The sequence below is a fragment of the Paenibacillus sp. 203 genome, from assembly GCF_037027525.1.
Classification (GTDB): domain Bacteria; phylum Bacillota; class Bacilli; order Paenibacillales; family Paenibacillaceae; genus Paenibacillus; species Paenibacillus polymyxa_B.
The window spans coordinates 291,667-310,731 of sequence record NZ_JAXCHD010000002.1 but is presented as its reverse complement, the minus strand read 5'-3'; the positions used below and the strand labels follow the sequence as shown (position 1 = coordinate 310,731).

Here is a 19,065-nt window from a genome sequence, read left to right as displayed (position 1 = left end):
AACTTGTCAGGAACACGTAAGGGGGTGAATAACATTGGTGGATGTACTGTCACAAGGGGAAATTGATGCCCTTTTAGCAGCTCTTTCGTCCGGTGAAATGGATGCGGAAGAACTTAAAAAGGAAGATACCCAAAAGAAAGTTCGCGCTTATGATTTTAAAAGAGCGCTTAGGTTTTCCAAGGATCATATACGGAGTCTGACGCGGATACACGAGAACTTTGCGCGGTATCTGACCACATATTTTTCAGCGCAGCTTCGTACTTTTGTCCAAATTAATGTCGTTCAGGTGGAGCAGCTTCCTTATGATGAATTCATTCGCTCCATTCCGAAAATGACCATTCTAAACATTTTTGAAGCTGAACCGCTGGAAGGCCGTATGGTGCTTGAGGTTCACCCGAACGTTGCTTATGCCATGTTGGACAGGCTTCTCGGAGGAACAGGTTCGGCACCGTCAAAGGTTACTGCGTTGACCGAAATCGAGACGACGATCATGGAGCGAATTTTCAGCCGTACCTTTGATAGCCTGCAAGAGGCTTGGAAAACGGTACTGGACATTGAACCGCGCCTAGAGGCGATGGAAACGAATCCGCAGTTTATGCAGATTGTTTCGCCCAATGAAACGATTGCTCTGATTTCGCTTAGTACCAAAATTGGTGATACCACAGGGATGATTAACCTCTGTATCCCGCACGTGGTATTGGAACCCATTATGGCCAGACTGTCCACGCACCAGTGGTTTACATCCGAAAAGAAATCAAGGGCGCCCGAAGAGATCGACGCCTTGAGATTACGGGTCACCAAAGCAGAGCTCCCTATTATTGCGGAGTTGGGTGAATCCCGGATAAATGTAGCCGAGTTTCTGGGTCTTTCGGTAGGGGATGTCATTTCATTGAACAAGCCTGTCAAAGAAGGACTATCCATCCGGGTGGGCGATAAATTGAAGTTTATGGGAAGTCCCGGCATGGTAAGAGATCGTGTTGCCGTACAAATTGATGAAATTGTCAACGAAGGAGTTGAAGAAATTGACGAGTAAAGACTATTTGTCCCAGGAGGAAATCGATGCCTTGCTGAAACAGTCTGAAGCGGGGACGGATTCTACTCCCGCCAACAAGACCGTTGACGATTTTCTGACTCCTCTGGAGCAGGATGCTCTCGGGGAAATCGGTAATATAACGTTCGGCAGCGCAGCTACGGCTCTTTCCACACTGCTCGGTCAAAAGGTGGATATTACGACACCTAAAGTTTCAATTATTACCCGTTCTGAATTTGAAACTGCATTTCCAAAGCCACACGTAGCTGTACATGTAAATTATGTAGATGGATTCGAGGGTATTAACTCACTCGTAATCAAAAAGCGTGATGCACAGGTGATAGCGGACTTAATGCTTGGTGGTGAAGGTAACCCAGCGGATGAAGAATTGAATGAAATTCACATCAGTGCCGTGCAGGAAGCGATGAACCAGATGATGGGATCGTCGGCGACCTCTATGTCTACCATGTTTAATCGTTTTGTTAATATCTCTCCACCGGGTATTGATATTTTGGATCCTATGCACGGTGATGGAGTATCTAGTCTGCCGGATGAAGAAACGCTCATTACAGTATCCTTCCGGTTATTGATCGGGGATCTTATTGATTCTACGCTGATGCAACTGTTGCCTGTTAATTTCGCCAAAAAAATGGTGAGCATCCTAATGAATGGCGGAGAGGATGAAGAACAACCGCAAGCGTCCGCACAGCAGGTAGCTGCAACAGCTGCTCCCGAAGCGCCGCAACAAGCCAGCGTTCCGCAGCAACCGCCTGCACCAGCCTATCAACAGCCACCTGCAGCCGCGCAGGCGCCGCAAGACGCAGGCTATGGGCAACAACCGCCAATGTATCCTCAAGACCCGGGATATGGGCAGCAGGGCGCTCCAGGCTATGGAACACCGGGTTATGGAATGCCAGCTGGCGTACCGCCGCAAGCTCCTTACGGAACGCCTCATCACTACGGTGCAGTACCGGGACGTAATGTAAATGTACAACCTGTACAATTTTCTAACTTGCAGTCCGGTGCATTTGCGCAAGTGGATGAAAACAATTTAAATTTATTGATGGACATTCCCCTTAGAGTCACCGTAGAATTAGGAAGGACCCAAAAGCAAATTAAAGATATTCTGGAGCTCTCACAAGGTTCAATTATTGAACTGGACAAGCTTGCCGGGGAGCCGGTGGACATTTTGGTTAACAACAAACTGATTGCCAAGGGCGAGGTTGTCGTAATCGACGAGAACTTTGGCGTGCGTGTAACAGATATTGTAAGCCAATGGGACCGTATTCAAAAATTACAATAAAAGCATAATTTAGGGAGGATTTATTTCAGATGGCAAACCGTATTTTGATCGTGGACGATGCTGCATTTATGAGAATGATGATTCGGGACATCCTGTCCAAAAATGGATTTGAAGTAGTAGGAGAGGCCCAGGACGGATCACAGGCCATTGAAAAATTCAAGGAGCTTCGTCCGGACCTGATTACGATGGATATCACGATGCCTGAAATGGACGGCATTGCCGCTCTGAAGGAAATCAAACAAATTGACGCGAACGCTAAGGTTATCATGTGTTCCGCGATGGGTCAGCAAGCAATGGTTATTGATGCCATTCAAGCTGGCGCAAAAGATTTTATCGTTAAGCCTTTCCAATCGGATCGGGTTATCGAAGCCATCAACAAAACACTGGGTGTGTAAGGCGCACCCAGTATGGATACACAACAGGGTGCCTCTGACGCATTGAGTACATCCAGCAATATAGGCAACATTGCCTGGGTCCTTTTCGTGCTAATCTTTATCATCGTACTGATCGTGTACTTGATACGGTTTTTGAGTAAAAGAAATCAGAGCTGGTTCAGCAACCGCTCCGTTCGCATACTGGGAGGCGTGGGACTTGGTCCCAATAAATCCCTTCAGCTTGTTGAAGTTGGTAGCAGTGTGTACCTCATTGGTGTGGGAGAAGATATCCGGCTTGTTGACAAAGTATCCGATCCTGAAGAAGTGGAGCAAATTTTGGCCGCACTGGAGCAGGAAGCTTCTCTGCAGCGCGGCCCGATTGCCCCGCTATTCGCTAAAATTGCGGATAAGCTTCGCCGGAACAACGCGGCACAGCAGCAGCCTGAAGAGGAGACATCTTTTCATGAGATGTTTGAATCCAAGCTTCGGCAAATGCCGAAGCGCAAGGATAAACTTGAAAAGCTGCGCAATGAGGAGAATACTACAGATCGGTCGGGAGATTCATGAGAAAAAAGATTATACTTGCATGTTTGCTGCTTGTCTTGTTCAGCTTCATTTCGGTGACGGCGGCCTCTGCGGAACCGATTCCGAACATTGATATTCAAGTCGGCAATTCGGACAAAGGACAGCCCGGTGCCACCTCGCTGTCTATTATTTTACTTATTACTGTCATTAGTGTAGCGCCTGCGTTGCTTGTACTTATGACAAGTTTTACGCGAATTGTGATTGTGCTTGGCTTTGTGCGAACTTCGCTGGGAACCCAGCAGATGCCGCCTAATCAGGTGCTTGTCGGACTGGCTTTGTTTCTCACTTTATTCATTATGGCACCGACGTTCTCAGCTATGAATGAAACTGCACTTCAGCCGTATCTCAAGGGGGATATAACACAGTCTCAGGCGCTGGATAAGGCATCGGTACCGATCAAGACCTTTATGTTCTCTCATACACGTGAGAAGGATCTACTACTCTTTATGAAATACACCAAGATGGAAAAACCAAAGAATTATCAGGATATTCCACTAACGGTGATGGTTCCGGCTTATGCAATCAGTGAATTGAAAACGGCATTTCAGATGGGCTTTATGGTTTTTATACCGTTTTTAGTTATTGACATTGTAGTAGCGAGTACACTCATGGCTATGGGGATGATGATGCTACCACCTGTAATGATTTCACTTCCTTTTAAAATACTGCTCTTTGTACTCGTAGATGGTTGGTATTTGGTTGTCAAATCATTGCTTCTGAGTTTTAACACATGAATATTTCATGCAAGGACAGCAATCAAGGAGGACGGCAATGACTTCGGAGTTTATTATTTCCTTGGCTGGGCAAGCGGTGTACATTGTACTCAAGGTGAGTGCTCCGATGCTGATTTTGGGGCTAGTCGTGGGTTTGATTATCAGCATTTTTCAGGCGACAACCCAAATTCAGGAGCAAACACTGGCCTTTGTTCCGAAGATTGTCGCCGTATTGCTGGCATTGCTTTTGTTCGGGCCCTGGATATTGACCACATTAGTGGACTTTACGTATAACATTCTGGACAATTTGTACAAATATATAGGTTAGGCTGAATGTTATGAACATATTGTTACAGAGTTTCCCTGTTTTTTTGCTGATTTTTTGTCGGATTACCTCATTTTTTGTAGTAGCGCCTATTTTTTCAACCCGTGGGGTACCTAATATCTTTAAAGTTGGAATTTCAGGATTTCTAGCTTTGGTCGTGTATCTAACCTACGGTACACATCAACAGGTACCGGCAGATGCGGCGTATGTCTTGTTAGTTGCTCGTGAGGTGCTGATTGGGTTGTTGCTGGGCTTTACCGCATATCTGTTTATGACAGCGATCCAAACCGCAGGCTCCTTTATTGATCTTCAGGTGGGCTTCGGGATGGCTAATGTGCTTGACCCAATGACAGGAGCTTCATCGCCTTTAACAGGGAATTTCAAGTTTGCTATAGCTGTATTGCTTTTTTTGAGCATAAACGGGCATCATCATCTGCTAAATGCTATCTTATACAGCTATGATTGGGTACCGCTGACAAATGATTTTTTTGTAAAGCTGTATGGTGGCAGTGTAACTGAATTCCTGGTACGTTCTTTTGCGGAATCATTTATGCTTGCCTTTCAAATTGCTGCTCCCATTGTAGTGGCTACCTTTTTAACGGATGTGGGACTCGGATTTCTTGCTAAAACGGCTCCCCAGTTTAATATTTTTGTTATTGGCGTACCGCTTAAAATTTTTGTGGGACTGTTCATGTTACTGCTTCTCATGCCAAGTTTTGCTTTTATATTCGAGAAATTGTTTTCGGTGATGTTCGAATCCATGCGCAATTTGTTGGATATTATGGGTAATCGTCCTTAATGTCTGGTCTGGAGGAACGTAGTTTGTCATTTAAATATGCTATGAACCTGCAGTTGTTCTCAGGGGAAAAAACGGAAAAAGCTACACCCAAAAAGAAACAGGATGCAAGACAAAAAGGGCAGGTTGCCAAAAGCATGGAGTTGCCCGCCGCTGGTGTCCTGCTGGTTACGTTTTTTTGCCTCATGATTTTCGGCGGGTATTTTAAGGACCATGCAGTTCGACTATTTCGAGATATTTTTGTGAATCGGCTCTCTATGGAGGTAACGCCGAACACAACGCTGCTGATGATGGGTGAGTACGGCGTGCAAATCTTGATTATGCTTGCGCCTATTTTTATTGGGGCTATTGTCATCGGGATAGCAGCGAATTACATGCAGATCGGTTTTTTATTAGTTGGAGAGGGGATTACGCCCAAGTTTAGCAAGCTTGACCCGATTAAAGGATTCAAAAACATTTTTTCCATGAGATCATTAGTTGAATTCCTGAAATCTGTTTTAAAAATGACCGTAATTGGTTATCTGGTGTACAGCGTACTCTGGAAAACAAAAGCTGACCTACCTAAACTGGCTGAAATGTCCGGTGATCAGATGTTGAGCTTTACAGCTTCATTAACAATGGAACTGGGACTCAAAATTGGTGTGGTGCTGTTCGTTTTAGCGGTGTTGGATTATATGTATCAACGTTACGAGCATGAGAAAAACCTGAGAATGTCCAAACAGGACATCAAGGATGAATACAAGAAAATGGAGGGTGACCCGCTGATCAAAGGGAAAATTCGCGAGCGTCAGCGCCGTATGGCTATGCAGCGTATGATGCAGGAGGTTCCTAATGCAGATGTCATCATCACCAACCCTACGCACTTTGCTGTGGCTTTGAAATATGACGGTTCGGAGATGGAAGCGCCGCAGATTATTGCGAAAGGGCAAGATTACGTTGCGCTCCGAATTAAAGAAATTGCCAAGCAAAACGGCGTAATAACGATGGAAAACAAGCCGCTGGCGCGGGCGCTGTTTCAAAGAGCCGAAATCGGAGATGCGATACCAGCTGATCTGTTCCAGGCCGTTGCCGAAGTGCTGGCGTATGTATATAAATTAAAAGGTAAAGTGAAATAAAGGGATCGGAGGGCTAGAGACCCGTGAAAATAAAAGAAATAACTGTCCTTGCAGGCGTCATCGGTATCGTTCTTATGATGATTCTCCCGATCCCATCATGGCTGCTGGATATCCTACTCGTCATTAATATTTCTATTGCTTTGATGATTCTACTCGTTTCTATGAATACGAAGGAAGCTTTACAGTTTTCTATTTTCCCTTCATTGCTGCTCATTACAACGTTGTTTCGTTTGGCACTTAATATCTCTACAACCAAACTTATTTTAGGTGAGGGACATGCAGGGGAAGTAGTTGCTACGTTTGGTAGTTGGATTGCAGGAGGGCAAATTGCCGTCGGTTTTGTTGTCTTTCTCATTCTCGTGGTCGTACAGTTCATTGTTATCACCAAGGGATCTGAGCGGGTTGCTGAGGTAGGCGCACGGTTTACATTGGATGCGATGCCGGGTAAACAAATGAGTATTGATGCTGATCTGAATGCAGGTTTGATCAATGAGCAGCAAGCCCGTGAACGACGCAGTAAAATCGAACGGGAAGCGGATTTTTACGGAGCGATGGATGGTGCGAGTAAATTCGTTAAAGGTGATGCCATTGCTAGTATTATCATTTTGATCATTAACTTGGTTGGCGGCTTTATTATCGGTATGGCCGTTCAGGGAAAAGGATTTCAAGAGGCGCTGTCGACGTATTCTGTACTCACCATCGGTGACGGACTGGTCAGCCAGATTCCCGCACTGCTCATATCCACGGCGTCAGGCTTGATTGTTACGCGGGCTACATCGGATGGCAACTTGGCAGAGGATTTAACTGGACAGCTCTTTTCTTATCCAAAACTGATCTACATTGTGGCTGCCACAATTGCATTATTGGGTCTCTTCACGCCTATTCATATCATTACAACTCTTCCACTGGCGATTCTGCTGTTTTTCGCGGCTCGAAGAATGCAGGGCAATATGGAACGCAAGCAGATAGCTGATGAACAGCTGGAAGAGGAGCAACAAATTGAAGAAGTCCGTAGTCCAGAAAGTGTCATTAATCTGCTTCAGGTAGATCCAATTGAATTTGAATTTGGATACGGGTTAATTCCGTTGGCGGATACACAGCAGGGCGGGGATTTATTGGATCGGATTATTATGATCCGTCGTCAATGTGCTTTGGAGCTGGGTTTGGTTGTGCCGGTCATTCGTATTCGGGATAACATTCAGCTCAAGCCTAACGAATATGTCATTAAAATTAAAGGTAATACCGTGGGCGGCGGGGAGCTTCTGTTAAATCATTACCTGGCTATGAGTCCGGGATACGATGACGATTCTATTTCAGGGATTGAAACGACAGAACCGGCCTTCGGATTGCCCGCGCTCTGGATTGATGAGAACACCAAGGATGTTGCGGAACTATCGGGTTATACCGTAGTTGATCCACCTTCAGTTGTAGCTACTCATCTTACGGAGACGATCAAGAAACATGCTCATGAGTTGCTTGGCAGACAGGAAACACGGTCGCTGGTCGACAATCTCAAAGAGAATTATCCAGTGCTGGTGGACGATCTTATTCCTTCTGTGCTTGCGATTGGGGATGTACAAAAAGTGTTAGCCAAGCTGTTGAAAGAAAAAATCTCCATTCGCGATATGGTGACTATTTTCGAAACGCTAGCTGACTACGGTACTTATACAAAAGATCCCGACGTGCTGACTGAATATGTCCGTCAGGCGTTGTCCCGACAGATTACGCAGCAATTTGCCCAACAAGGGGAGACGTTACGCGTTATTACAGTGGGACCAGGATTGGAGAAGAAAATTGCTGAAAGCGTGCAACAGTCGGAGCAAGGTAGCTATTTGGCTCTTGATCCGGTGTCTACGCAAACGGTGTATCAAAGGATGATGGAGCAAATCAACCGTCTCATTCAATCTGGACAGCAGCCTATTGTGTTAACGTCGCCGACAATTCGGATGTATTTGCGGCAAGTGATGGAGCGGACTATGCAGGATGTCCCGGTGCTGTCGTACAGTGAGCTGGAGCCGAACGTTGAAATTCAAAGTGTCGGGGTGGTGAACTTATGAGAGTGAAACGATATGTAGTGGATACCATGCCAGAAGCTATGCTGCAAATCAGGGGTGACTTAGGAACAGACGCCGTCATTTTAAGTACAAAGGAAATGAAGGTCGGCGGTTTCATGGGAATGTTCAGTAAAAAGAAAATCGAAGTGGTAGCTGCGGTAGAGGAGAAGCAACCTCAAAAGCCACGACGGTTTGGACCATCTTCACAAGAGCCTACCCAGGCGGCTTCATCTTCAATGAATGCTCCTGAACAGCCAGAAAAATCATTTATGCCTGTGGTTCCCAGACAAGCTGCTCCAGAAGCTTATCGGCGGGTAACGCAGATGACGGGTGGTTCCAAAGAAGAACAAGCTGAATTAACGAGTGATGCAGAACAGGCAGCTTCAGGAACTGAGCATTTGTTATCTAGGCCTGCTAATAATCTGGAGACTATGTCTCAAGTACTTGATCATGAAGCATTGCTTTCGAACATGAAATCATCCAGTGAACTGTTTAAACAGCCCATTGAAGTAAGTGTTCCAGAGAAGAGCGGAGCAGAGGGAAATCAGGCTCTGCTTAATGAATTGCGGGAAATGAAGGCTATGATGACTCGGTTTTCCCGAAATTCTTCATTGGAAAGTACTTGGCCGGAGCCGCTGCAAGAGATTTGTGAGCATGTGCTGGAGCAGGAAGTAGAACGCGATTTACTGGAATATTGGCTCGAACAGGTATATGTGCGCCGGAGTGAGCATCCTTTTGCGCCTGAAACTTTTGATTGGGAACAAGCCTTTCGTGAGGAAGTGGCCAGTTTTATTCAGACAAGACTGGACAAAGGGATCTCCAAAGATACCAAAATTGTGTATGTGGCAGGTCCTACCGGAGTAGGGAAAACGACAACCATTGCCAAGTTAGCAGCAGAGCAGTTGTTTAAGCATCATCGCAAAGTTGGATTTATTACTTCTGACACGTACCGGATTTCAGCCGTCGAGCAACTGCGTACATATGCTACGATTTTGAATGTACCGCTTGAAGTTGTGCAGTCTCCCGGTGACGTCCACAGAGCCATTCAACGTCTGGAACATTGTGACCTGATCCTCATGGATACCGCAGGACGAAATTATCGTAATGAATTACTTGTTTCGGAACTGCAAAGTCTGCTTTCGCCTATTAATGAAAGTGAGACGTATCTGGTACTCAGCCTGACATCCAAAAGCAAAGATATGCTCAATATAACTGGACATTTCAGTAAGTTTGGTCTTGGTAAGGTTGTATTTACTAAGATGGACGAGACAGGTAGCTGCGGTGGAATGTTTAATCTTTTGCATCAATTTCCGATGCAACTGGCCTATATTACCAATGGACAAAATGTTCCTGACGACCTGCTTCATCCCGATACAGAAATGGTGACAAGCATGCTGCTTGGACCCAAAGCATCATCAGGAGCTAACGGAGATTCCATATGAGTGACCAAGCCCAATCACTTAGACAAATGGCTTCTTCCTTGGATAAATATCGATTGCCCCCACGTAATCGTCAAGCCAAAATTATAACGATCACCAGCGGTAAAGGCGGGGTGGGCAAATCCAATTTTACGCTGAATTTTGCTCTGGCTCTGCAATCCCTTGGTCGAAAGGTACTTGTGTTTGATGCTGATATCGGTATGGCCAATATTGATGTATTAATGGGGGCCAATTCACAATACAATCTTCTTCACCTGTTAAAACGAGAGAAATCAATTGATGAAATTATTCAAACGGGTATAGGTGGTTTGCCTTATATTGCTGGAGGATCGGGCTTGAGCGAATTGTTTGCGTTATCGGATGACGATCTGAATTATTTTGCCGAAGAAGTAGAAAAAATGGCGGCAGATATGGATTACATTCTATTTGATACAGGTGCAGGTTTATCTAAAGAAAACCTTAAATTCATCACTTCAGCTGACGAATGCCTGGTCGTAACCACGCCGGAACCGACGTCCTTAACAGATGCGTATGCGCTAATTAAAGTCGTCAGCGGGTTGCAAAAGAATACGGTATTCAAAATTATAGTCAATCGTGCCGATAACGATAATGAGGCCCGTCAAGTTGCCGATAAGATCGCACTGGTTGCGAGACGTTTTTTGGAGATCGAAATCCCGTTGCTTGGGCATATCAGTGATGATACTCATGTCATGCAAGCAGTCAAAAGGCAAATACCTTTTATGGTTGCTTTTCCGGGATGTGCGGCTTCAAGAGATATATTGAATCTGGCACACCGTTTTGCAGCAATGCCACAGATTCCGCAATCAGGTGCATTGAATGGAATTAAAGGGTTTATGCAAAAATGGTTGCGACGTTCTGTACATTGATTTTGATGAGAGGAAACAGAGGTGTTTAACATGTGTGCTTACCGGGTGCTGGTTGTAGATGATTCGGCCTTTATGCGCAAAATTATTACAGATTTAATTGTAAGGGATGAGTCGTTCAACATCGTAGGTACAGCCGCCAATGGCAAAGAGGCTGTAGAGAAAGTGAAGGAATTGCAGCCCGATTTGGTCACCATGGATGTCGAGATGCCTGAAATGAATGGTCTTGAAGCATTGCCATTGATTATGGCAGCCCATCCGCTACCTGTTATTATGCTGTCAGGCATTAATGAACAAGGCATGAAGGAGACCATCATGGCTCTGGAGGCAGGAGCTTTCGATTTTATAAGAAAGCCTTCCATTGCTCATGCGCAAGATATCGAGCAAGTGAGCAAGGCGTTGCTGGAACAGATGCACACTGCTATGCAAGCAGTGCGGAGCCGCCTGGAGCGCAAGGAAGCTAATGAGCGCAAAGCTGCATTGGAACAAGCGAAAAAAACGCCACAGGAAAAGACTACAGGACAGGCGGTGACTGAGAAACGAGCAGGCAGTCAAGCTTCGACAGACAAGCCTCCGGTTGTTCCGCTTGCTCCTTCACCTGCTGTATCAACTCAGCCGAAGCGTGATGCTGGCAAGTCCGTCCCGGCAGCAGCCAAGCAGGAAACGAAACGACAACAGTCTGGAACATCTGTTACGGCGGGGCGCATAGAACAGCCAGCTGCTCAGCCAAGCAAGTCAGTCCAAGCACCTACTGTTCAGAAGAAGGAAGACCTGTCCAAGGGGATGGGACGAACACCAGGGAAACTAAACAGTTCTAATACGGCCGCTGACAAATCGCTGTATGGTAAGGATAAAGCAGGGCTGGTTAAGCCGGAGCCCCGTAAGACGGTGAGTTCATCAGCTACTCCTATTCCAGCGGCTGCTACGCCTCCAGTAACGGCACCTACAGTTCCTGCCGCACCTAAAGGATTTTCTCTTAAAAAAGGTGTGCATACGTCCAGCTTTCGCAAACTGGTGGCGGTGGGATGTTCTACGGGCGGTCCGCGGGCGCTTAAGACGCTGTTGGAACGCATTCCTGGTGATTTTCCTGCTCCAATCGTTATCGTTCAGCATATGCCGCCAAACTTCACTCGTTCGCTGGCACAACGCTTGAACACGTTAAGTCCACTCCGAGTTGTGGAGGCTGAGCAGGGAATGACGCTGGAGACTGGAACGGCCTACATTGCCCCAGGGGGATATCAACTAAGAATTGTGCCAGGAGCCGGTGGTAAATACACTGTGTCACTGAAGATGGAGGAAGCTCGCAATGGTCACCGTCCTTCCGTAGATACGATGTTTGAATCGTTGCTCTCGTTAACCTCGTTGGAGCGGCATCTAGTATTGCTCACTGGAATGGGGAGCGATGGGGCCAAAATGATGAAAAAGCTTTATGATGCTGGGGTACAATCCACATTTGCTGAAAATGAGGAAACTTGTGTAGTGTACGGAATGCCCCGCTCAGCAGTAGAGTTAAAATGTGTGCGTCACCTTCTGCCAATGCAGGAGATCGCCCCCAAGCTTGTACAAGTTGTGAAATAATCGGAGTGTAACTCATGGAGGAGGTGTCTCACAATGGACATGAACCAATATTTAAACATGTTTATTGATGAGTCGAATGATCATCTGCAATCTCTTAACGAAAAAATGCTTCAACTGGAAAGCAATCCAACCGATCTAGGCATCGTTCAGGTGATTTTCCGTTCTGCCCATACCCTCAAAGGAATGGCTGCTACGATGGGATTTGAAGACCTAGCATCGCTAACTCACCAAATGGAAAACGTTCTTGATCTGGTACGTAACAACAAGCTGGCGATGCATGAATTTATATTCGATACCTTATTTAAAGGATTGGATGCTTTGGAGTCCATGGTGCAGCACATTACAGAGGGAGGCGACGGAAAAGCGGATGTCTCCTCTATTGTATCTTCACTACAATCCATCGTGAGTGGGGATTTCCAAAAGTCCGGCACAAATGCTGCCACTGAGGAGTCTCCATCTAAAAAAGTGGACAAAAACGATCGTGCTGGGCTTGTCTTGGATCAGTTCCAGTATTCTGTACTGGAGCAATCTATTTCTGAAGGACATCGTGTTCACTATATACAGGTAACAATCAGCTCAGAGAGCCAGTTGAAAGCGGCACGTGCCTTTATGGTGTTCAACACGCTGGAAAACTCAGGTGAAATCGTCAAGGCCTATCCGTCGGTACAGGATATTGAGCAGGAGAAATTCGAGCAAAGCTTCTCGTTATATTACATAACGCAGAAAGAAGTTGGGGAGCTGGAAAAGGAAATCGCGGGTATCTCTGAAATTGACACTGTCTCAGTGGTACAACTAGATCAGGAATCGCTTAAACAAATGAGCGAAGTTACTGCTGGACTGGCTGAGGCTGCTGCGGTGCAGGAAGCACCTGTTGCCGTGCAACCACCTGCTCCATCCCAGCCGCAGTCTCCAGCTGCGGCCTCTGTGGCTAAGCCAGCAGCAGGTAAAGCACCAGCAGCTAAGGCAGCTGCGCCTACGCATAACCGTACGATTCGCGTAGATATTGAACGCCTGGATGTACTTATGAACTTATTTAGCGAGTTGCTCATTGACCGTGTGCGGTTAGAGCAGTTGGCAAGTGAAGCTTCCAATCCAGCACTGACAGAAACGGTAGAGCACATGAGTCGTGTGAGCAGCGATTTGCAAAACGTCGTTCTTAAATTGCGGATGGTACCAGTAGATACTGTTTTCAATCGTTTCCCGCGTATGGTGCGCGATCTGGCCAAATCGCTGGATAAAAAACTTGATTTGGTTATTACTGGAGCAGAGACTGAAATGGACCGCACTGTTATCGACGAAATTGGCGATCCTCTGGTGCATTTGCTTCGGAACTCCGTGGATCATGGCATTGAGTCGGTAGCCGACCGGATTGCAGCTGGTAAACCTGAGACAGGAACGGTTCACTTGCGTGCTTTCCATAGCGGAAATAACGTATTCATCGAGATTGAAGATGACGGAAATGGTATTAATCGCGATAAGGTACTAAACAGTGCTATTTCTAAAGGGATTTTGACGGCAGAGCAAGCAGCGGTCATGACCGACGAGGAAGCCTATCAGGTATTGTTTGCTCCGGGCTTCAGTACAGCTGCAGTCATTTCAGACGTATCAGGACGTGGTGTCGGTTTGGACGTTGTTAAATCCAAAATCACCGCTTTGGGTGGTAATGTTACGGTTCACTCTACACTGGGCCAAGGCACTAATTTCTCTGTGCAATTGCCGCTGACCCTATCCATTATTGCAGCCATGATGATACAGATCGGTTCTGAAAAATATGCGATTCCATTGTCCTCCATTGTGGAGACTGCGATCGTCAAGCGAACACAAATTCGTTCAGTACATGGCAATAAAATGATTGCTTTCCGCGATTCTCATATCCCGCTCATCTCCTTGAGTCAGCTGTTCGAGGTACCGGACTTCAATGAAGATGAAGAAGAAGAGACAGAGGTCGTGGTCATCCGCAAGGGAGACCGTCTGGCAGCTCTTTCCGTACAGGACTTTTTGGGACAAAGTGAAATTGTCCTTAAAAATCTGGGCAAATACCTTCCAAACATCCAAGGAATTTCAGGCGCCACGATTCTGGGTGACGGTCAGGTTGCTTTGATCATCGACCCGAATGTTTTCATTAAATAATGTCTTCATCAAAAATGAAAGAAATGTGAAGTTGCTGACATCAATAAGGAGGGTTTTTAGACATGGGAGAAGAAATTAAAGTTATCGTATTTAAGCTTGGTGAAGAGGAATACGGTGTTGAAGTAGAAAAAGTCCAATCTATTGAACGCATGGTGCCGATTACACGGGTTCCAAGAACCTACGATTTTGTTAAAGGCGTATTCAACATGAGAGGCGTAGTCATTCCGGTTATTGATCTTCGTGGCCGGTTTGGATTACCTGAAGCTGAATATACCGATCAAACTCGCATCATTATCGTTGCAGTGGGTGAAATGCAAGTCGGCTTTATTGTTGACTCAGCGAATGATGTTATTGACCTGAATTCTGACAATATCGAGACACCACCGGAAGTGATTGGTGGAGTTAAGGCTAAATACCTTCGCGGAGTTGCTAAGATTGGTGAAGAGCGCTTGTTGATTATGCTGAACTTGTCCGAAGTCCTGAATCGTAGCGAGATGAACCAACTGGAAGGCTTAGAGGATTAACATATGGAAAATCTTGGAAATCTTGAAGACTTCAAGTTGGATGTGTTGAAAGAAGTCGGCAACATTGGCTCGGGGAACGCTGCTACAGCGCTCTCCCGGCTTCTCAATAAACCGGTCGATATGGGTGTGCCCAAAGTACAAATGCTGCCCTTTGAGGAAATTGCCGAGAAAGTCGGCGGCTATGAGCAACTTGTTGTCGCCATATTTTTTAGGGTAGAAGGGGAAGCCCCCGGGAATCTATTCTTCATATTGCAGCCTCAGGCGGCAAAAGGCTTACTTTCCCGTTTGGCGAATATTCCTTCAGATGACGAGGACAGTTTTAACGAAATGGAGCACTCAGCCCTGTCGGAGATCGGAAACATTTTAGCAGGCTCATACTTGTCTTCGCTGGCAGACTTTACGCGTTTATCTATGTATCCAACAGTCCCTGCGCTGGCGTTGGACATGGCAGGAGCAATTCTCAGCTATGGACTGTTGCAGTTTGGGCAGATGGGAGATGCTGCATTATTGATTGACACATCGTTTCTGGAAGGGCAGAATCAGATAGAGGGTCAATTTTTCCTGATTCCTGATCCAGAATCGTTCGGGAAAATCTTTAGGTCGTTAGGAGTCCCGATGAACGATGATTGAGGATAAAAGCATCATTAAAGTCGGTATGGCTGACTTAAATGTTACCAGTAACCCGAACTCGATTCGCACGACAGGACTTGGTTCTTGCGTCGGATTGACTCTCTACGATCCTCACTTGAAACTGGCAGGTATGGCACATGTGATGCTACCATCCTCGGATATTGCACGTGAAGGGCAACTGAATATTGCTAAATACGCCGATACGGCGCTGCCCGAGTTATTTGAGCGGATGCTGAAATTGGGTGCTGAACGACGCAGACTGATTGCCAAAATGGCAGGGGGAGCGCAGATGTTCGCCTTTGCCGGTAGTGGAGATACCATGCGCATTGGTCCACGCAATGTAGAATCATGCAAAGAAATGCTCGTAGATCTCGGTATTCCCTTGATTGCGGAGGACACAGGCGGCAATTATGGACGAACGATTGAGTTGGACTCTGAAACTGGCGTTTTGAATATTCGAAGCGTACAAAAAGGTGTAAAGGAATTATAAACATGTTATTTGGCAGCTTACGCATTAATCTTTGGTCTGGAGTAGTCGGATTTATTCTGACTTTTGTGTTGTCCGTTGGCAGCAATCTGCTGACCACGAGCTTAATTCGTGGCTTGATCGCCTTCGTTTTTTGGTTCCTACTTGCATTTGTGCTGCGCTGGACACTAGGTGTTGTAGCGCGGCCAGATCTGGGGAATGCCCAAAGCCGGGCAAGCTCTCAGGTAGATGGCGTAGGGGGGAATCTGGACCTGACGACACCAGACGAGAATGAAAACCTGAATGAATTGCTGAAACCGAAACCAGAGCAGACGGACGAAGGGAACAAGGGTTTCGCGCCTTTAAACCCACCTAAGCTGGTTTCCAACAAGGACCCTGAAGAATTGGCCAAGGCCGTTCGTCACCTGACAGACAAATAAGGAGGGTGAAGCCGATGAACGAGCGTAAAGCCGCTCATTTAAACCATTCCGAACTATGGGAGCAATGGAAAGAACACGGTGACAAGGAAGCAAAGAAACAGTTAATTGAAAAGTATCTCCATATTGTGGAATATGTGTCGGGCCGCCTTGCAGTAGGCTTGCCCAAAAATGTATCCAAGGATGATCTGGCGAGTAACGGCGTTATGGGTTTGATTGACGCTTTAGAGAAATTTGACTATGAGCGTGGTTTGCAGTTTGAGACTTATGCTTCTTGGCGTGTTCGCGGAGCGATTTTGGATGGTCTTCGTCAAGGGGATTGGGTTCCTCGTTCAGTTAGGGAAAAAGCAAAAAAAATCGAGGATGCCTACCAGCATTTGGAACAAAGATATTTACGCACGGTAAGCGACGAAGAGATGAGCCATTATTTGGACGTTTCTGAAAAAGAGTTTCAAAGTATGATCCAGGAAGTCGCTGTTATGTCGATTGTCTCACTGGAGGACCCCATCCGTGAAGAGGAATCGGAAACACGGCTTTCCCTTTTGGTGGACGAGAAGGCGAAAAATCCGGATCATAAGGTCAATGAATTTACACTTCGTGATGCCCTTGCACAAGGCATTGATAAATTGACTGAAAAAGAACGTATCGTTGTTTCTTTATTGTATTACGAGGATTTGTCACTCAGCGAAATCGCTGAGGTCATGTCGCTATCTCCATCGCGAATTTCACAGTTGCATTCCAAAGCAATATTACGTCTAAGAGCGACATTGGACAAACAACGGGATTTGCTAATGCGTAAAGATTAACGTACGGGAGGTTACAGTAACAGTTAGACGGAAGGAGCACCCTTGTGGAGAAGCAATATGCTTTGGACCAGTATTTAAAAGTGGTTGTCTCACCTGACAAACAAACAGCCTACTTGGAGTTTGCCAAACGTGAAGAAGGTTTTGCCTGTTCTGTGGAAGAATTAGAGCGTTTTCTAAGCAACCAAAAAATATCCTACGGTTTAATGACCGATGCGATTCGTGTATTTGCGGCAAATCCGGAAGATCATTTCTTCGGAAAATTACTGATTGCTCAGGGAAAGCAGCCGGTCCATGGCAAAGACGGAAAAATTAATCTGGCTGATATTGTGACTGGCGAAGATGCACATAAGCCACTTGAAACCGTAGATGGACGGGTGGATTATAAAGAACTAACTCGTTTAAGAAATGTAAAACGTGGACAATTGATTGCCGAACGAGTTGATCCTCTGCCGGGTGTACCGGGGATTGCTGTAACCGGAGAGGAAATTCCTTTTCTTCCAGGTAGAGAGGCGCGTTTTAAAGTTGGAAAAAATGTAGTGATCCATCCGGAAGGTGTTGCCATGTATGCGGCTATTGACGGACTGGTGACTACGACTGAAAAGGGCAAACTTAATGTGTTCCCCGTATATGAAGTGAACGGGGACGTCGATTATAGTGTCGGTAATATTGATTTTGTTGGAACCGTCGTCATTCGTGGGAATGTCTTGACAGGGTTTCGCGTTCGGGCGGCTGGCGACATTCGTGTCATCGGTGGTGTGGAAGGCGCTGAAATTGAGGCGGAAGGTTCAGTGGAAATCAGTGGCGGCATTATCGGATACCATAAGGGGTTCGTGAAGGCTGCACAAAATGTCAAATGCTCATTCATACAAGATGGTAACGTGATTGCGGGAGGCGATATACTTGTATCCCAGAGCATCATGCATTCCCAGATTAAAGCGAGTGTAAATGTACTCTGCCAGGGGACCAAAGGGCTTATCGTAGGTGGCAGTGTACAAGCTGGTAAAAAGGTAGTAGCTCGTACCATCGGTAATACAATGTCCACAGCTACTGTTATCGAAGTGGGTGTGCTTCCTGAACTGCGCGATGAACTAACAGAACTCCGCGCACGTTTGAAGCAGCAGACAGACAGCCAGGATAAAACGAATAAGGCCCTTACCATATTGGATCAACTTGCCGCCGCCGGACAGCTTGCACCTGAAAGAATGGCTATGCGAATCAAGCTGACATCTACTAAAAAATCTAATGAACAGGAGCTTTTGGAAACCAAGTCCAGAATGCTTGAAATTGAACGAACATTAGAGGATACGAGCCGGGCACGGGTAGAAGTGAAAAATGTGATTTACGGTGGCTCTAAAATAGTTATCGGCAGATATACAAAATTTATTAAAGATTCAGTGGAAAGAATAGCGTTTTATTATCATGAGGGAGACATCAGCATGTCCTCCTACGTGTAATTCAGCACACTGTTAATCATTCAACATTTGTATTCCTTGAAAGACAGATACGGATGCCCAATCGGAAAGGGTGTGGTCCAATGAGCTTGAAGGCTGTTGAATTGCAAATTGCCGTACCTCGCACCAGTGAAGCAGGAAAATACCAAAGTGAGTCCCAGCAGCGGCCGATGAATGATCAAGCATTGCTTGGACAAAAGGCCGCGCTGGAGACAGAGAACATGCGTCAGCGAAGCAGTGCCATAGATCAGTCTGCAGAAACATTCGTCGGTGAGCGGCAAACGGGAGGACAGAGCAGAGATTCTTCCCAGCAGAGCTGTTCCCAATCAGATGAGACTGAGGTGGCTAAGGAGCATCCGGCAGAGCATCCGTACAAGGGACACCATATTGATTTTTCGCTCTGATCCGACAGGTGGAGAAGCGTT

At 46.1% G+C, this 19,065-nt stretch carries 20 protein-coding genes; all 20 read left to right on the top strand.

What is annotated here, in order from left to right; all coding sequences use genetic code 11:
- The first annotated feature begins 34 nt into the window (after positions 1–34).
- The 20 genes from fliM (at position 35) to WA407_RS04490 (ending at position 19,044) form a co-directional block, all read left to right on the top strand.
- Positions 35–1,033, top strand: coding sequence for a flagellar motor switch protein FliM (fliM, locus tag WA407_RS04585; RefSeq protein ID WP_235308125.1), 999 nt, complete (start codon positions 35–37; stop codon positions 1,031–1,033).
- The gene (gene fliY, locus WA407_RS04580) at positions 1,023–2,333 is read left to right on the top strand and encodes a flagellar motor switch phosphatase FliY (protein WP_069291729.1); all 1,311 of its coding nucleotides are present in this window, start codon (positions 1,023–1,025) and stop codon (positions 2,331–2,333) included. The genes fliM and fliY overlap by 11 nt, the downstream gene beginning before the upstream one ends.
- Positions 2,334–2,362: 29 nt before the next feature.
- Positions 2,363–2,728, top strand: a complete 366-nt coding sequence (locus WA407_RS04575; RefSeq protein WP_010346372.1) for a response regulator — start codon at positions 2,363–2,365, stop codon at positions 2,726–2,728.
- A 12-nt stretch (positions 2,729–2,740) separates the two neighbouring features.
- Positions 2,741–3,274, top strand: a complete 534-nt coding sequence (locus tag WA407_RS04570; protein ID WP_336076870.1) for a flagellar biosynthetic protein FliO — start codon at positions 2,741–2,743, stop codon at positions 3,272–3,274.
- On the top strand, positions 3,271–4,026 hold the full coding sequence (fliP, locus tag WA407_RS04565; protein WP_061829456.1) for a flagellar type III secretion system pore protein FliP: 756 nt from the start codon (positions 3,271–3,273) through the stop codon (positions 4,024–4,026). The genes WA407_RS04570 and fliP overlap by 4 nt, the downstream gene beginning before the upstream one ends.
- A 37-nt stretch (positions 4,027–4,063) precedes the next feature.
- Positions 4,064–4,333 carry a flagellar biosynthesis protein FliQ gene (fliQ, locus tag WA407_RS04560; RefSeq protein ID WP_007430038.1) on the top strand — a complete coding sequence of 90 codons (270 nt, stop codon included), beginning with the start codon at positions 4,064–4,066 and terminating at the stop codon, positions 4,331–4,333.
- A gap of 10 nt (positions 4,334–4,343) precedes the next feature.
- Positions 4,344–5,129 (top strand): flagellar biosynthetic protein FliR, encoded by a 786-nt coding sequence (gene fliR / locus WA407_RS04555; protein ID WP_061829455.1) that lies wholly within the window; start codon positions 4,344–4,346, stop codon positions 5,127–5,129.
- Complete coding sequence (gene flhB / locus WA407_RS04550) at positions 5,129–6,241, top strand: flagellar biosynthesis protein FlhB (protein ID WP_235308126.1); 1,113 nt, start codon at positions 5,129–5,131, stop codon at positions 6,239–6,241. Before fliR ends, flhB begins: the two co-directional genes overlap by 1 nt.
- Before the next feature lie 23 nt (positions 6,242–6,264).
- Positions 6,265–8,298, top strand: coding sequence for a flagellar biosynthesis protein FlhA (gene flhA / locus WA407_RS04545; protein WP_235308127.1), 2,034 nt, complete (start codon positions 6,265–6,267; stop codon positions 8,296–8,298).
- Positions 8,295–9,737 carry a flagellar biosynthesis protein FlhF gene (flhF, locus tag WA407_RS04540; protein WP_336076869.1) on the top strand — a complete coding sequence of 481 codons (1,443 nt, stop codon included), beginning with the start codon at positions 8,295–8,297 and terminating at the stop codon, positions 9,735–9,737. The genes flhA and flhF overlap by 4 nt, the downstream gene beginning before the upstream one ends.
- Positions 9,734–10,621 (top strand): MinD/ParA family protein, encoded by an 888-nt coding sequence (locus tag WA407_RS04535; protein WP_336076868.1) that lies wholly within the window; start codon positions 9,734–9,736, stop codon positions 10,619–10,621. Before flhF ends, WA407_RS04535 begins: the two co-directional genes overlap by 4 nt.
- A gap of 30 nt (positions 10,622–10,651) precedes the next feature.
- The gene (locus WA407_RS04530) at positions 10,652–12,196 is read left to right on the top strand and encodes a chemotaxis protein CheB (RefSeq protein ID WP_336076991.1); all 1,545 of its coding nucleotides are present in this window, start codon (positions 10,652–10,654) and stop codon (positions 12,194–12,196) included.
- 33 nt (positions 12,197–12,229) lie between these two features.
- Positions 12,230–14,326 (top strand): chemotaxis protein CheA, encoded by a 2,097-nt coding sequence (locus WA407_RS04525; protein ID WP_235308129.1) that lies wholly within the window; start codon positions 12,230–12,232, stop codon positions 14,324–14,326.
- Between the two features lie 62 nt (positions 14,327–14,388).
- Positions 14,389–14,850 carry a chemotaxis protein CheW gene (locus WA407_RS04520; protein ID WP_235308130.1) on the top strand — a complete coding sequence of 154 codons (462 nt, stop codon included), beginning with the start codon at positions 14,389–14,391 and terminating at the stop codon, positions 14,848–14,850.
- A gap of 3 nt (positions 14,851–14,853) precedes the next feature.
- Positions 14,854–15,480, top strand: coding sequence for a chemotaxis protein CheC (locus WA407_RS04515; protein WP_061829449.1), 627 nt, complete (start codon positions 14,854–14,856; stop codon positions 15,478–15,480).
- Complete coding sequence (locus WA407_RS04510; protein ID WP_010346358.1) at positions 15,473–15,970, top strand: chemotaxis protein CheD; 498 nt, start codon at positions 15,473–15,475, stop codon at positions 15,968–15,970. The genes WA407_RS04515 and WA407_RS04510 overlap by 8 nt, the downstream gene beginning before the upstream one ends.
- A 2-nt stretch (positions 15,971–15,972) precedes the next feature.
- The gene (locus WA407_RS04505) at positions 15,973–16,386 is read left to right on the top strand and encodes a hypothetical protein (RefSeq protein ID WP_336076867.1); all 414 of its coding nucleotides are present in this window, start codon (positions 15,973–15,975) and stop codon (positions 16,384–16,386) included.
- A gap of 14 nt (positions 16,387–16,400) precedes the next feature.
- The gene (locus WA407_RS04500) at positions 16,401–17,189 is read left to right on the top strand and encodes a FliA/WhiG family RNA polymerase sigma factor (RefSeq protein ID WP_016820968.1); all 789 of its coding nucleotides are present in this window, start codon (positions 16,401–16,403) and stop codon (positions 17,187–17,189) included.
- A gap of 44 nt (positions 17,190–17,233) precedes the next feature.
- The gene (locus WA407_RS04495) at positions 17,234–18,643 is read left to right on the top strand and encodes a DUF342 domain-containing protein (protein ID WP_235308131.1); all 1,410 of its coding nucleotides are present in this window, start codon (positions 17,234–17,236) and stop codon (positions 18,641–18,643) included.
- Between the two features lie 80 nt (positions 18,644–18,723).
- Positions 18,724–19,044 (top strand): hypothetical protein, encoded by a 321-nt coding sequence (locus WA407_RS04490; RefSeq protein WP_336076866.1) that lies wholly within the window; start codon positions 18,724–18,726, stop codon positions 19,042–19,044.
- Positions 19,045–19,065 lie beyond the last annotated feature (21 nt).

What these genes read in the sequence shown, in the direction of transcription:
- WA407_RS04490 (WP_336076866.1), top strand. Translation starts at nt 18,724, where the DNA reads ATGAGCTTGAAGGCTGTTGAATTGCAAATTGCCGTACCTCGCACCAGT.
- fliQ (WP_007430038.1), top strand. Translation starts at nt 4,064, where the DNA reads ATGACTTCGGAGTTTATTATTTCCTTGGCTGGGCAAGCGGTGTACATT.
- flhF (WP_336076869.1), top strand. Translation starts at nt 8,295, where the DNA reads ATGAGAGTGAAACGATATGTAGTGGATACCATGCCAGAAGCTATGCTG.
- WA407_RS04530 (WP_336076991.1), top strand. Translation starts at nt 10,652, where the DNA reads ATGTGTGCTTACCGGGTGCTGGTTGTAGATGATTCGGCCTTTATGCGC.
- fliP (WP_061829456.1), top strand. Translation starts at nt 3,271, where the DNA reads ATGAGAAAAAAGATTATACTTGCATGTTTGCTGCTTGTCTTGTTCAGC.
- WA407_RS04575 (WP_010346372.1), top strand. Translation starts at nt 2,363, where the DNA reads ATGGCAAACCGTATTTTGATCGTGGACGATGCTGCATTTATGAGAATG.
- WA407_RS04570 (WP_336076870.1), top strand. Translation starts at nt 2,741, where the DNA reads ATGGATACACAACAGGGTGCCTCTGACGCATTGAGTACATCCAGCAAT.
- WA407_RS04515 (WP_061829449.1), top strand. Translation starts at nt 14,854, where the DNA reads ATGGAAAATCTTGGAAATCTTGAAGACTTCAAGTTGGATGTGTTGAAA.
- fliR (WP_061829455.1), top strand. Translation starts at nt 4,344, where the DNA reads ATGAACATATTGTTACAGAGTTTCCCTGTTTTTTTGCTGATTTTTTGT.
- WA407_RS04525 (WP_235308129.1), top strand. Translation starts at nt 12,230, where the DNA reads ATGGACATGAACCAATATTTAAACATGTTTATTGATGAGTCGAATGAT.
- WA407_RS04535 (WP_336076868.1), top strand. Translation starts at nt 9,734, where the DNA reads ATGAGTGACCAAGCCCAATCACTTAGACAAATGGCTTCTTCCTTGGAT.
- WA407_RS04500 (WP_016820968.1), top strand. Translation starts at nt 16,401, where the DNA reads ATGAACGAGCGTAAAGCCGCTCATTTAAACCATTCCGAACTATGGGAG.
- flhB (WP_235308126.1), top strand. Translation starts at nt 5,129, where the DNA reads ATGTCTGGTCTGGAGGAACGTAGTTTGTCATTTAAATATGCTATGAAC.
- WA407_RS04520 (WP_235308130.1), top strand. Translation starts at nt 14,389, where the DNA reads ATGGGAGAAGAAATTAAAGTTATCGTATTTAAGCTTGGTGAAGAGGAA.
- WA407_RS04510 (WP_010346358.1), top strand. Translation starts at nt 15,473, where the DNA reads ATGATTGAGGATAAAAGCATCATTAAAGTCGGTATGGCTGACTTAAAT.
- WA407_RS04505 (WP_336076867.1), top strand. Translation starts at nt 15,973, where the DNA reads ATGTTATTTGGCAGCTTACGCATTAATCTTTGGTCTGGAGTAGTCGGA.